This window comes from Reinekea sp. (assembly GCF_982785585.1).
In genome coordinates this window covers 1-13,747 of record NZ_CEYAVF010000026.1, presented here as the reverse complement: position 1 = coordinate 13,747, position 13,747 = coordinate 1, and the positions used below count along the sequence as shown (strand labels likewise).

The window sequence follows — 13,747 nt, the reverse complement described above, 5'->3', positions numbered from 1 at the left end:
AGACCCTAATGCACCTAGGCTACAACAGAGACCCACTGATGAGTGTACGGATCCTAATAGTCGAAGATGAACCCGAGCTGGCCGAATTGATCGCGCTCTATTGCGAACACGCGGGCTGGCAAAGCATTGTCTGCGGCAGTGCCGAAGAAGCCTTGGGCGCGCTCAAGGTCGCCAGCTTTGCCTTAATCACCCTGGACATCAATTTACCCGGTATCGACGGTTTTGAATTTCTAGCCAAGATTAGGCTGCAAACGCAGGCGCCGGTGGTGATCGTCAGTGCGCGTGAGTCCGATGGCGAGATCATCAACGGTCTGGAGTTGGGTGCCGACGAATACGTCACCAAACCCTTTGCCCCCAAGGTATTGATTGCCCGCATGTCGGCCCTACTGCGTCGCCAGGACAGCCGGGTGCCGAATAAAGAACAGTTCAACTTCGGCACCCTGGTATTGGAACCCGATGCCTTTGCGGTTAAGAACGGCGCTGAGCGAATCAATTTATCGACCCGGGAGTTTGATATTCTCTTGGCCTTGGTGCAAGCCAATGGTACACCGGTCAATACCTATGAGCTGCTGGAAAAGGTTTGGGGTTCTCAAACCACCGAAACCTCCGCGGTTGGCGTCTATATCCAACGCTTGCGTAAAAAACTCGAATCGATACCGGGCAACCAGGGGCTGATAGAAACCGTCCATGGTCGCGGCTATTGCATCAACAGCCAGCGACACGGAGGCGAACCGGAGTGAACCTAAAACGGCAAATAATTCTGCTGATCGCCGGCATTCTGATTATTCCGCTGGTCAGCATCGGCATCGTGTTCACCATTCTTATGTCGAATGAAACCGCCGAGGGCTTGGCCTTCGAATACCGCCATGATAGCCATCTTATCCAAGGCTGGCTGGATAGCGAGCAGAGCGCAGACTTTCCGACCATCAAGACCGATCAAGATATTTTTATCGAACTGGACGGACGCCTGGTGTTCAGCAGTATCGAAGGTCTAGAACCGGCGCAAATGGCGCAGATCCTGGCCGATCATGACGTCCTGTCGAGCTTGTATCGGGTAGCGAACGGCGAGTACCGCATCTATCATCTCTATCCCGCACAGAGCTGGCAAATCGCAACCAACAACAGCAAGTTTGCCTTGCTGGTTCCGACCACCCTTATTCTATTTATCGCCAGCATGGCGGGCTGGATTTTACGCAGCATGCACCTGAAGGTGCGCCAGCTAGTGACCACCACGCAGACCATCGCGCGCGGCGATCTCAGCCAGAATCCAACGTTCGAGGGCAAGGATGAATTTTATCTGCTCGGCGAAAGTTTGGAGTCCATGCGCCAGCAGCTTAAGAATGATCAAGACAATCGAACGCGCCTGCTGATGGGTATTTCGCACGATCTAAAGACCCCCCTGGCGAGCATCATCGGCTATGTTCAGGCCATCCAGGATGGCCTCGCCAAGACCGATGCAACCCGCGCCAAATACATCGATATTATCGCCGTTAAATCGGAACTATTGGACAGCCGCATCCGCGCCTTGATTGAGTTTGTAAAGCTGGAAACGAGCCAGTGGCAGGTCAATAAAAAAAACCAGGACCTCAATGCCTATATCGAGACCTGGTTTGCCGAGTTGAGTAATGATATTGAGGTCAGTGGCCGTTTTAGCGCGCTGAGCAATGGTTTGCCAAGCAACCTAGCGCTGAATTTTGACAGTGAATTGTTGCGTCGTGGCTTAGACAACCTGGTGTCCAATGCCATCAAATACAGCCCCCTTGAAAGCACCGTATACCTGGCCATCCACCTGGTTAGTCACAACGGCGACCCGGAGGTCCAGCTGCAGGTTAAAAATACTGGCATGCCCTATTCCACTGGCCAGCAAAAAAGCCTCTTCCAAGCCTTCTATCGCGCCGATAACGGCCGCAATAAGGACGGCATGGGGCTAGGCCTGACCGTGGTCGAAAAGGTGGCCCAGCTGCATGGCGGCCGGGCCCATTATCAGTATCTAGACGAGCAGCATGTTTTTAGTCTAACGCTGGCCTGCTTAACGCCGCCCGCTACTATTTTTTAGTGACCCTCCTCTACTCTTTAGTCACCCGCGACTGCTCTTTCGACACCTGCTTGTGCTCTTTAGAAACTCACTACTGCTGTTTAGAAACCCGCTACGGCTCGTGGATCCAGTTGAGCATAACCCCTTCAAAAGCGGTATAGCCGCGGATACCAATGTACCAAGTCGTCGGTGCCGGATTATTGAAATGGCAGCGCTCGTTATTGCCATTGGCAAAGGGTCGGCAGTCATAGCTGCCCGGATTCGGTTTTGAACCTTGACGGACATAGAGGTCCGCATCACCAATACCCCCGCTGATATCGACATCGAAGGTGGCTCGCCCGGCGGGGATCTCGACACTGTAGTAGAGCCAACCTTGGCGAGGGGCCGAGAGATTCACTTCCGTGCCCGAGTTGGTATCACCACCGTCAATCTCATAGCTGGCCGTCAGGCGGGTGCCGCTATAGCTCCGGTAAGCCTGCACTAAGACATAGTAGGTACCGGCCTGGGCGACATCGTAGGCGCAGTTTTCATTGTTGCCCGAGGTATAGGGACGGCAATCGTAGTCCGTCAAGGTCGGCATGCTGCCATACTTCACATACAGATCCGCATCACCGGTACCCTCGGCCAATTGGAACAATACACTGCTAGCCTCCTCTGGCACGTCGAAGGTAAAGAACAGACTAGTACCCGACACTCCCGACAGCTGGGTCACCGGCACGCCATTGACCAGTTCGGTCACCTCCGGACCGCTACCACAGGACTCGGTCGGCACGCCGACATTATCGAAGGCGGTGGCCACATCGGCGATTGAATAGCCCAGGGCGCTGGTGGCACTGAGCACACCGCAAGCGCCGGTGATATAGTCGGTATTCTGAGTCCAATAGACCTGATTGGCGCGCACGAAGATATCAAAAGCTTTGCGCGTGTCCCAACCGGAGGTGTGGGCAATCAGGAAAAAAGCTCGGTTGTAGACGCCTGAACTGTAGTGCACATCCATGCCTTCGTAGTAGTCGGAAGCATGACCGATAGAGCGTCCATCGCGAGTCGGATCTTCCATATAGCGCAACGAGCCTTCGGCCTGCTTAAAAATATCCGCACCAACCAACCAGTCATTCGACCCTTTCATAAAATACTCGGCTGCCTCGCCGGCCATATCGGAAAAGGCCTCGTTGATCCCGCCGGACTGGCCGGCGTAACGCAAACCAGAATTCTGTTCGGTAAAGCCATGGCTGACTTCATGGGAGGACACATCCAGGCTGACCAATGGATAAAAGGTTGAAGCGCCATCGCCAAAGGTCATTTGGCTACCGTCCCAGAAGGCGTTTTCATAGTTGTTACTGTAATGCACGCGCATGCGCAGTTTTTGGCTGATGGGCGCGGTGTTGTACCAACCGGAGTACATATTAAAGACAACGTTGCCAAAATAGTGGGCATCATTAAGGGGTGAATAGGCACCATTTATGTATTTATAGGTATTTTCCGGCACACCGTTTGTCGGGCAGCTGCCGAACTGAAAGACCGTCCCGCCAGATGTACCATGATTCAAATCGATGGTCTCGACATTGGCCGTGTCCATTCGGCAATTGTCGTCGACTATAAGCGGTGGATAGTCGAAGCCACTATCGCTAGGACCAAAATAATATTGACCGGTTTTCTCATTGCCGCCCGGACCCTTGGCATCCAAATGAGACAGGGCGTCCCACTGGTCTAACACCTCGCCAGATTGGGCATCGATAATCAGGGTCGGACGAGTCGGTTGATCGCCGTATTCCACCCAAGAAACCAAATAGACCAGCTGTGCGCGGTCATTGGCATCCAACTGAATCCACAGCTCGCTCTGTTTATTTTCAGCCGCATCATAATAGCGTGCCAGATCAACGCTACCGAGCGACACGCCCTGGCTTTGCAGCACTCGATCTTGCATGGCCTGTTGCAGCACCGCTTTGGCACCAAGCTGCGGGACCACAGTGGCCACGTCCGTATTGATACCCTGCACAAACTGACCTTGGATCTGGACCGGCGCCGCGCCTGCTTTTTGGCGAGTCAAGGCACTGCCCCATACCGGGATGCCATTATAGTGCTGTCGATACTTCTCGAGGGTGGTGCCATTGCCCAAATCCACAGTGGTGACTAGCTCTACTTGGTCGCTCGTTACGCCGGCCAATCCCTGTGCAAAATGAGCGTCCGTGGCTGTTACCCGCTCGGCCGCCAATACGGCAGTCGATGATAACAGGCCAATGGCGAAGGCCAGTTGACGCTGAGTATTATTCATAATGGATCCCTATCGCTAAAGTGAGTTCGCTAAACAGTGCTTTATGACAGTGGCTGAACGGGCGCGTATGACATACCGATGGACACCACAACAAGCGCGCCTAATATCGTTTGAGACGGTCTGGATGCCAATGGGGGAAAGGCCGAACATGTGACAGGGCTCTAAAATAAAGCCACTAAACCGTGATATTTTTTGATAAACGTCATGCCCTGCGACAATGCCACGGTGAGTCGGCCCTAGCTAAACGATCTGACTAGTGGCCTAGACGTCATATCGATAACAGGTTGCACTGATCGAAAAAACATCACAGAGCAGGCGGGTACTCACTTGGAAGTCGACTTGGGCATGCTTGGCCAGCTCACGCCGCAGAGCTGGCGTTAAAGCTTTTTTACGATGATCGCCTTGGCCATCTCAGCCTTGATTTTCTCATCGGCGTACAGTTTTTTCAGACGTCGAACTTCGCCCTCCAACTCCTTGATGTATTTGACACCCGATTCGCCGACACCACCGAACTTAGCGCGCCACTTATAAAAGGTTGCCGAACTGATGCGATGCGTACGGCATAGGTCAACAACCCTGACCCCGGCCCTATCCTGTTGTAAGATATCGGCAATTTGGTCGTCGCTAAAGCGTGAAATTCTCATAAATAAAAGCTCCCTGCTATGGTGTGAAGATTAGAACATCCTTTTTTTGGCGACATGACCCTTGGCTTAGTCAAATCCCGACCGATTAGGGTAACGCGGCACCCTCAAGCTTTGAGCCCTAGGCCTTCATCGAAACCGAAACGGCAATTCATATTTTGCACCGCAGCACCGGAGGCGCCCTTGCCCAGGTTGTCCAATCGGGCACTCAAAAATATCTGCCCGCGCTTGGCATAGACAAACAACTCGACATCATTGGTGCCGTTAGAGGCCGTGGCCTGCAGATAACCGTTGTGCAGTGCGTCATAATCATTAAGCCGATGTAATCTAACGAAGGCTTCGTGTTGGTAAGATAGTTGATAAATTTCCTGAATGGTCTGGGCATCGCCGTTTAACCAGCTTTGCTGCAGTGGCACACTCACCAACATGCCGCGCTTAAAAGCACCCACGGTCGGAACAAAGAGTGGTGCCATATCTAGGCCATTGACGTGCTGCATTTCGGGCAAATGCTTGTGGTCTAGACCTAAACTTTTATAGGCCGCCACTGCATGAACCCTCTGGTCATCTGGCATCGCCTCATACTCGTCAATCATCGCCCGCCCGCCCCCGCTGAAGCCGGTAATCGCCTGCACGCTCAATGGGTAATTTTTAGGCACAATGCCCGCCCGAACGAGAGGCTGAATCAGCAATGCAAAGCCGGTGGGGTAACAACCAGGGTTAGCAATGCGTGGTGCAACTCTTAAGGCCTCGCGAGCTCCAACCAATTCCGGAATACCATAGACCCAGTCCTTATGGGTCCGAAACTCGCTGGACGCATCGATAACGACCGTTGTGTCGGGGTCTATCCATTGACTCGCTACGCGACTGCCGGCATCAGGCAGACACAAAAACACCACATCCGCATCCTGCATCGCCGCCTTGCGCACAGGCGTGTGCTTGCGCTGTGCTGAGTCAATTTCGATCAGTTCAACGCTGGGATGACGGATCAACCTTTCCTTGAGTTCCAGACCTGTCGTTCCAAATTGACCATCTATAAAGGCTTTTATCTTCAAAACATCCGTCCCTGCGCCAGTTCGATCGGCTTAACATAACCCAGCACAGGCAGCATATAAAACAATACCGACCCACAACGACGGCCTAAAAAAGAACAGGGTGGATTATTTTTTTAAATTAAAAATATTAAGATAATAATTATTTATAGTGGAGATTTTATAACATGCTTTTTTGACAACCAGACCAAGGCCATAAAACTAGAGAGGCGCTTGGCCAGCCTGGCATATCAATGACCATAAACCTCTACTTATAAATTATATTATTAATTTTATTATTTGTTTTTTTGCGAAAATATTTATTATTTTTCTTGATAAACATACTTACAGCTATGTATATTTATGCCTGAAATATTTAGATGAATACACCCAAATACAAGCCTTAACGCCATATTTAACAGACTATTAATTAGACTTATCGAATTTAAACTGGATAAAAATACCTACTGGTATGGAATGGAGTCAGCATGGACAAGCCACTTAATTCGGAAAACTTCTCCACCGGCCAAGTCGCCGCTCAGGCTAGATACCAAACAACTCAGATGGCCAAGTCGTTGATTGATTATCCAAACAATCCAAACGATACCACTCGGCTCTGGCCCGGCTTTAAGGAGTTTATTGAGGCATGCCCCTACTTCTTTATTTCCACATCCAATGCTGCTGGCCAGTGTAATTGTAATTTTCGCGGCGGTGGCCGGGGTATTGTTACCGTGATCGACGACAAGACCCTTGCGTTTCCCGACTATGCCGGCAACGGTTTGCTGCACAGCACCGGCGATATGATCGAAAACAGCCATATCGGCATTTTGTTTATAAACTTTCGCCATCAACAGCGCATTAAGGTAAACGGCACATTGGAAATAATCGACTCGCAAGAGCAGATGGCGTTGTTGATCGATCCTCAACATGCGCGGCATGCACAACGAGTTATAAAGGTAACGATCGAGTACGCAGTACTAAACTGCGCTCGTTTTTTGAACGCCATGGAAGAGGAACTTTAACATGGAACACATGACCAACCCCTATGATCCAGCCCTAATAGAATCGTCGCAGATTCAAACACGCATCGCCTATATCACCCGCGTCGAGCAGGAAATGCTCTCGCATCGATTTCTCGATCATGAATTTTTTATAAAGTTGCGTGACGGCTATTTCACCCCCGAGTTCGTGGCCTTCTTTACGGCTCAATACTCTAAGCATATAGCGGTCTTTACCAAAGCCCTGTCCAATCTGCTGGGTGCAACAAATGATCTGGAAAGTCGTTATATGCTCTTTGATAACCTCTATGAAGAGATGGGCATGGGTGTATTTGAGGAATGCCACTATCGCCTGTACTGCGACATGATGTCGTCAATGGGCTTGGCACCTGATTTTGCCGCATCATTGCCCCAGATGGATTCCATTGAAGTGCTCAACGACGCCCTGCTAAACGCCACCAATGATGTAGTCATCGGCCTGACATGGCTGGGCATTGGCGGTGAACAAACCATTCCAAATCATTTTCCGTGTATGCGCAAATCGGTGGCAGACGCCTATGCCGACAAAGATTTGGATTGGCGTTTCTTTGACCGTCATGGGGAACGGGATGAAATGCACGCCGATGATGCAAAAATGGTCTTGGCCTGCAATATGAAGGATGGCGACGAACATAAAATTGTTTCTGAGGCGACCAAATGTCTGCATGCTCGAGCGGTTGTGTGCGAAGAGTTTATGCAGATTGCGCGCGCCAACCCAACAAAATACATACGCTCTGCGGCTTAGGATGTAGCAGCAGGGTTAAACCGGCACACACCAATAGGGAACGGACCTGGGCTTATAACAGGACATCGTATCGGTAGCGTATTTATTGCTCCTGATACAGCTGTTATCAGGTCTATGCATACTAAGGGAGAGGGTTTTCACTATGACTCAATCAGCTAGGCTAGCCTGTTTAGGTCCGATCGGAACCTATTCGAGCAAGGCCGCAACACAATACCTACAGCGCAATACTCAAATTCAAGATGTCCTGTACTTTGATAACGTCGAGGATTTTCTGCATCAACCCCTACAGACCTATGATCACATAATTGTCGCTATTGAAAACACCTGCGAAGGCTTTATTAGCCCAAATATTCAGGGTGTCATCGCGTCTGGCTTTCAAGTTATCGACCAGTTGAGCTTAAATATTCAATTTTCATTTATTTATAACTGCCCAGAACTTAACGACATAGAATCGCTATTTGTGCACCCGGTCGCGCGTAGCCAAACATCACATTTCTTATCGTCCATGCGCGATGCGAAGGTTTGTCTGTCCTATAGCAATGCCCATTCCTATCAACTGTTTTTAGAAAAACAGCACCATGGCGCTGTCGGCGCGGTGATTCCACACTATTTGGCCCAGGCAGCAGATGGTCATGGTTTGATGCCAGACGTCAATAATGTTCGTAAGAATCAAACTCGTTTCTTAATTCTAACGCGGCCCAATGCTACTACTCGGCCCAACATCACGCATAACGTTCACTTGGCACTGTTCCGACCGGCGGTAAAAAACCATTCACCCCTGAATTATTTCTCAGCTAAGCAACGCTGCGGAATCAACTTTAGATCGATTGTGCCCATACCCAGCGGGGACGCCTTAGGCCAGTATCTCTATTACACCGAGATAGACGCCCTGAGCGCAGGCCAACGGCACGATCTGGCAGCGCTTTTTGAGGATTCTCAATGGACGGCTCTGGGTGGTTATTACCAGAAACCGACGCCCCATTTGAGGGTCGGACGAAATGGCCTGGTTTGTCGTTGCCACCAAGTAACGAGCGCGACAATAGCGCAAGCGCTGCGCAATACGCCACAGGCGACGACCTTAGATATAGCCGCGCAAACCAAGGCTGCTTCGGGCTGCGGGGCCTGTGCCGAGTTGGTCAGTCAGCTGGTTCAGGAGCACAACGCACAAGGCGGTCCTTTTGACGGACCGGTGGAGGTGAAATATGTCAGCCTATCAATCTAAGGTCGCCGATAGCGATGGATGGCGGCATTACAGTGCCGCAGAAGATGAAATCTGGAGCACGCTCCTGGAAACCCAATTGGCTATGTTAGCGGGCCGAGCCTGTGATGAATTTATCCACTGCCTCACAGCCCTCGACCTGCCCCCTGAGCGAGTGCCACAACTGGCTGAGGTGAATGAAAAGCTGGCAGCCGAGTCCGGCTGGCAGTTAACCGCGGTGGACGGCATGACATCATTCGATGATTTTTTCACCATGCTCGGTGACTGCTGTTTTCCAGCTGCGACCTTTATCCGTACCCGAGAAGATCTGGAGTTTGTTAGTCAACCGGACATCTTTCATGAAGTGTTTGGCCATGGTCCGTTATTGATGCACCCAAGTTACGCCGCATTTAGCCAAACCATTGGCAAGACCGGTGTGGGCCAGACCGCAGCGTTCCAAAAGGCTCTGGCAGCGGTGTACTGGTATACCTGCGAAACCGGTGCCCTGCAAGACGCTAGCGGTCAAAATCGGCTTTATGGCGCGTCCACCATCTCCTCGCCCAAGGAAATTCTACACGCTTCATCTGGCCAACAGGCAGAATTACGGCCCTTTTCGATTCCAGACATGGTGTTGAATTCATACCGCATTGACGAACTCACCAAGACCTATTATCAGGTGCCGAGCTTGGCATATCTGGCGACAATTTCCCAGTCGGAACTGACAAGCAGTATCGAGCAGGCGCTTGATGCGGCCGCGCAAACCAAATCACCCCAATTGGAGAATGTTTAACATGAGCTCTCATTGCCGAGTGACCAAAGCCTTAACTGACAGCGAAGTTGCCGATTACGGCAGCCGGCTTGATAACTGGGAAATCGCTCAGCAGGTCGATGCCCTGGTCCTTAAAAAATCGTATCACCTAAACAACTTCAGGGTTGGCACTCAATTCGCCAATCAAATAACAGAGCTGGCTGAAAGCTACCAACATCATCCAGAAATTCGCCTGCGCTGGGGCGAAGTCGACGTTATCTGGTTTACCCACAGTTGTAACGGCTTACGACCGCTTGACTTCAAGATGGCGCAAAAAACAGATGACCTCTATTGCCAACTGACCCAACCACAGGCACCACACTCAAAGGAAGCACTATGAATAGCACGACGCAGAAACGGGTATGTATTATTGGCGGTGGCGCATCGGGCATTACCGCGATCAAACAACTTTTGGACGAGGGTCACGTGCCCGTTTGCTTTGAGCGCTCGGCCGATATGGGCGGCGTTTTTAATTACAAAAAGGATCAGGATTCGGCAGTCGAGTCTGGGTTGGTTAACGGGGTTTATAAGAACACCGTGCTGACTATTTCAAATTATCTGATGTGTTTTTCAGATCTCCCTCCCACCGGGCGACGACGTCATTGGCACCACACCGAATACCGTCAATATTTAAGCGACTACATCGATAAATTTAATCTAGCTCCCCACATAAACCTCCAACATACGGTGACCAAGGTTGTGCCGGTCAATCAAGGCACTAATGGTTATCAAGTGACAGTACAGGACCCCAACGGGGCTGAGCAAGTACAGCAGTTCGATGCGTTGGCCGTTTGCTCCGGCACGCACCAGATTGCCAACATTCCCAACATCAAGGGCCTGGAGAGCTTCGCCGGTAAAATAAGCCATGGCTCACAATACAACACTAGCGATATGGCTAAGGGCAAGCGCGTACTCTGTGTTGGCCTGGGCGAGAGCTCGGCCGATATTACTCGGGAGATTTCCGAGACAGCCGATGAATGTCACCTCGCATTGCGCTCCTACCCGTTCCTGATACCACGCAATCTCAACCATTCTTCATCCGATGCTTGGACCTCTAGACTGCATCATGACTATCACACCCCCAAACATGAGAGCGCAATCTCATATCTTATGTTGTTGCTGTATTACCTGTTGTTAAGGCCATTTTTGTTTAAGCGTGATCGCGCCAAGATGGATTCCTTTGATCAGGACACAAGCCAAAACATGCTCGACCTAAACACTCCTGGGAGCACGGAAAACGTAAAGCTTATTAAGGCCTGGAATTACCTATCGAAGGGACGTCGATTTGCCACCAAGAATGTCACCTTCGTGCCCAATATCATCAATGGCAAGATTCAGGTTAACGCGTCGGGTATCGATCGATTCACCGCGCACCAGGTAATTTTCAATGATGGTACGCGCAAGGACATTGACCTGGTTATGTTCGCCACAGGCTATAAGGAGAACTTTGATTTTATCGAAGGATTTCAGCTTAAGGATAACAATGTTAGAAATTTATTTATGAACTCGATTCCAACAGACTTACACAACTGTGCCTTTATCGGCTGGGCCCGACCGGTTACCGGAGGCATACCGGCCTGTTCAGAAATGGCCGCTCGATATTTTGCACTATTGGTCTCGGGTAAGCGCAAAATCCCCGCCGATGCACAACAACGGATCGCGGCTGACCAAAAGTTTTACCATGAATTCTATTCGAAAAACTCACCGACCTTAAATACCGTCGTCGGCTGGAAACGTCATCTGGAAAACTTAGCTGAACTGATCGGATGCCAGGTACACACCGCTCGTTATATATTACAGCCCGGCCTGTTTGTGCGCCTGTTCGCTGGTTCATTGGTGCCGAGCCAATATCGTCTGGAGGGCCCGCATGCTATGCCCGATTCAGCGGCCCGATCGATCCGTGAAATACCCATCACCCTACCCTCGTCACATATACTCTATGGCATAAAAATGAATTTAAGCAATAAGTTTAAATTCCTGCGCCAACGCGCCTTAGCTCGTAAGACCAACTTGGACTACTCCGAGTTTTTTTCAGAATGGTTTCGTTTTGATATCCCTCTGACGCTGAAAGATATTCACCGTTTCAGTTTTCGCGCGGACGATTTCAATAAGAAATTCAACAAGCTGTAAGCCCCGGACTTGAATCATCAACCCAGAGATCACAGCGGGGCTCTAGGCTCCACTCACGGCAGGAATCTGGGTTGGCACTAATAGTATTGGCTGCCGATATTATTCCAAACCTGCAACTGACCGACTATTTTAGCAACAGTTAACCGATGGTTGCCTATACTAAACAGACAATCGGGTTTTAAATTCAACTCAATAGTAAAGGATGAAAACAGATGACAAACGTAGGTATTAATGGCTTTGGCCGCATAGGCAGATGTTTTTTTCGTGCTTTGGTGGAGCGCAAGGACGCCAATATTCGCGTCGTGGCGATAAACGACTTGGCCGATATTAAACAACTCGTGCATCTACTCAAATACGATTCGGCCTTTGGTAAGTTTTCCAAACAGATCATCGTCGAAAATGATGCGTTAATTATAGATGGGCATAAGATTCGGGTCACCAACGAGCGTGACCCCAAAGATCTGGCTTGGGGCGAGGTCGGCGCTGATATTATTATCGAATCGACCGGCATCTTCACCAATGCGCAGAAGGCCAAGGCACATATTGCTGCCGGGGCAAAAAAAGTTATTATCTCGGCGCCGGCGACGAACGAAGATTTAACCATGGTGTATGGGGTTAATCATGACCAATACGATCCAGCGAAACACCATATTATTTCCAATGCGTCCTGTACCACTAACTGCCTAGCTCCGCTGGTCAAGGCGGTGCACGATAAGATTGGTATTGTCTCGGGCATTATGACCACGATACACGCCTATACTCAGGACCAAAACTTACAAGACGGACCTCATTCGGACCCCCGTCGCGCTCGGTCTGCCGCGGTGAATGTGGTCCCAACCTCGACCGGCGCTGCCAAGGCCATTGGTCTGGTGTTGCCAGAGTTGAATGGCAAACTGGACGGCTATTCGGTTCGGGTGCCGGTTATCACCGGCTCACTGGTGGATTTGGTGGTCAATGTCGGCGCCGACACCACTGTGGCAGAGATCAACGCCATCCTCAAAGAGGCGTCCGAACAACAGATGGGTGGAGTTATGCAGTACACCGAAGAACCCTTAGTGTCGTCCGATATCATCGGCAATCCGGCGTCTACCATCTTCGATGCGCCGCTCACCAAGGTGCAAGACAAACGCCAGGTGAAACTGGTGGCCTGGTACGACAACGAATGGGGCTTTTCAAATCGATTGATCGACACCATCAATCACATTGCGGCCTAAGTTTGAGGCTAAACCCAGGCCGCTGGCCTGGGGTCTCGGTCGAGTGTCACGCACAGGAATAGGCCATGACAAATTCGATATCCAGAGAGAAACTCATTGAGGCAACACGTGATCTGCTCTGGGAAAAGGGCTTGGCGTCGATCAGCCCGAGGAATATCTTGGATCGGGCTGGTGTCGGCCAAGGCAGTATGTATCATTATTTTAAAACCAAACGCGACTTGGTTATTGAGGCCATTAAACGCAATGCAGATGAGTTACTAACCAATGCCAGTGTCATATTCGGTTCCGGCGATACCGCCTATCGAAAGATTGAAGCGTTTTTGGACTGCGGTGTCTCGGCGCAAATGGGCTGTAAGCTCGGCAACTTAGCTGCCGATCATGAGGTTATGTCCGATACTGACATGGTGGATATTATCAATCGCATGTTTAATTCCTTGGCTAAGATGCTCGAAGGCGTGCTCGCCGTGGGCATAGCCGCCGGCCAATTACCCCGTACCCTCAAGCCATTGGATGCCGCCTGGATGGTCATAGCCATGTTGCAGGGCGGACTGGTCTGCGCCAAGGTGGGTCAATCGCGGCAACCCTATGAGTCGGCGATCAAGTCCTTCTTATGTCTGTTGAGATAGCCGCTGCCAATGG

Annotated in this window: 13 protein-coding genes; 10 read left to right on the top strand and 3 right to left on the bottom strand. The window is 50.7% G+C overall.

What is annotated here, in order from left to right; genetic code table 11:
* Positions 1 to 38: 38 nt before the first annotated feature.
* Together AC4FIC_RS11005 and AC4FIC_RS11000 are read left to right on the top strand one after the other, a co-directional pair.
* Positions 39 to 740: a response regulator transcription factor gene (locus tag AC4FIC_RS11005; RefSeq protein ID WP_273285794.1), complete on the top strand. Its 702-nt coding sequence runs from the start codon at positions 39 to 41 to the stop codon at positions 738 to 740.
* Positions 737 to 2,056 carry a HAMP domain-containing sensor histidine kinase gene (locus AC4FIC_RS11000; RefSeq protein WP_490359402.1) on the top strand — a complete coding sequence of 440 codons (1,320 nt, stop codon included), beginning with the start codon at positions 737 to 739 and terminating at the stop codon, positions 2,054 to 2,056. Before AC4FIC_RS11005 ends, AC4FIC_RS11000 begins: the two co-directional genes overlap by 4 nt.
* Positions 2,057 to 2,147: 91 nt before the next feature.
* On the opposite strand, the gene AC4FIC_RS10995 is transcribed toward AC4FIC_RS11000, so the two are convergent.
* The 3 genes from AC4FIC_RS10995 to argC form a co-directional block, all read right to left on the bottom strand.
* Complete coding sequence (locus AC4FIC_RS10995) at positions 2,148 to 4,307, bottom strand: M4 family metallopeptidase (protein ID WP_476195021.1); 2,160 nt, start codon at positions 4,305 to 4,307, stop codon at positions 2,148 to 2,150.
* 377 nt (positions 4,308 to 4,684) lie between these two features.
* On the bottom strand, positions 4,685 to 4,951 hold the full coding sequence (locus AC4FIC_RS10990; protein WP_100257447.1) for a transposase: 267 nt from the start codon (positions 4,949 to 4,951) through the stop codon (positions 4,685 to 4,687).
* 104 nt (positions 4,952 to 5,055) lie between these two features.
* Entirely contained in the window at positions 5,056 to 6,000 is a 945-nt protein-coding gene (gene argC / locus AC4FIC_RS10985) for an N-acetyl-gamma-glutamyl-phosphate reductase (RefSeq protein ID WP_273286030.1), read from the bottom strand.
* Between the two features lie 464 nt (positions 6,001 to 6,464).
* On the opposite strand from argC, the gene AC4FIC_RS10980 reads away from it, so the two are divergent.
* The 8 genes from AC4FIC_RS10980 to AC4FIC_RS10945 all read left to right on the top strand — a co-directional run bounded on the left by AC4FIC_RS10980 (position 6,465) and on the right by AC4FIC_RS10945 (position 13,734).
* Complete coding sequence (locus AC4FIC_RS10980; RefSeq protein WP_475845286.1) at positions 6,465 to 6,998, top strand: pyridoxamine 5'-phosphate oxidase family protein; 534 nt, start codon at positions 6,465 to 6,467, stop codon at positions 6,996 to 6,998.
* 1 nt (position 6,999) lies between these two features.
* Entirely contained in the window at positions 7,000 to 7,758 is a 759-nt protein-coding gene (locus AC4FIC_RS10975; RefSeq protein WP_100257450.1) for an iron-containing redox enzyme family protein, read from the top strand.
* Positions 7,759 to 7,900: 142 nt separating this feature from the next.
* Positions 7,901 to 8,980, top strand: a complete 1,080-nt coding sequence (locus tag AC4FIC_RS10970) for a prephenate dehydratase domain-containing protein (protein ID WP_476195019.1) — start codon at positions 7,901 to 7,903, stop codon at positions 8,978 to 8,980.
* Positions 8,961 to 9,746, top strand: a complete 786-nt coding sequence (gene phhA, locus AC4FIC_RS10965) for a phenylalanine 4-monooxygenase (RefSeq protein ID WP_476195018.1) — start codon at positions 8,961 to 8,963, stop codon at positions 9,744 to 9,746. The genes AC4FIC_RS10970 and phhA overlap by 20 nt, the downstream gene beginning before the upstream one ends.
* A gap of 1 nt (position 9,747) precedes the next feature.
* On the top strand, positions 9,748 to 10,104 hold the full coding sequence (locus AC4FIC_RS10960; RefSeq protein WP_476195016.1) for a 4a-hydroxytetrahydrobiopterin dehydratase: 357 nt from the start codon (positions 9,748 to 9,750) through the stop codon (positions 10,102 to 10,104).
* The gene (locus tag AC4FIC_RS10955; protein WP_476195015.1) at positions 10,101 to 11,894 is read left to right on the top strand and encodes a flavin-containing monooxygenase; all 1,794 of its coding nucleotides are present in this window, start codon (positions 10,101 to 10,103) and stop codon (positions 11,892 to 11,894) included. The genes AC4FIC_RS10960 and AC4FIC_RS10955 overlap by 4 nt, the downstream gene beginning before the upstream one ends.
* 212 nt (positions 11,895 to 12,106) lie before the next feature.
* Positions 12,107 to 13,108 carry a type I glyceraldehyde-3-phosphate dehydrogenase gene (gene gap, locus AC4FIC_RS10950; protein WP_100257455.1) on the top strand — a complete coding sequence of 334 codons (1,002 nt, stop codon included), beginning with the start codon at positions 12,107 to 12,109 and terminating at the stop codon, positions 13,106 to 13,108.
* A gap of 65 nt (positions 13,109 to 13,173) precedes the next feature.
* Positions 13,174 to 13,734 carry a TetR/AcrR family transcriptional regulator gene (locus AC4FIC_RS10945; protein WP_100257456.1) on the top strand — a complete coding sequence of 187 codons (561 nt, stop codon included), beginning with the start codon at positions 13,174 to 13,176 and terminating at the stop codon, positions 13,732 to 13,734.
* Positions 13,735 to 13,747 lie beyond the last annotated feature (13 nt).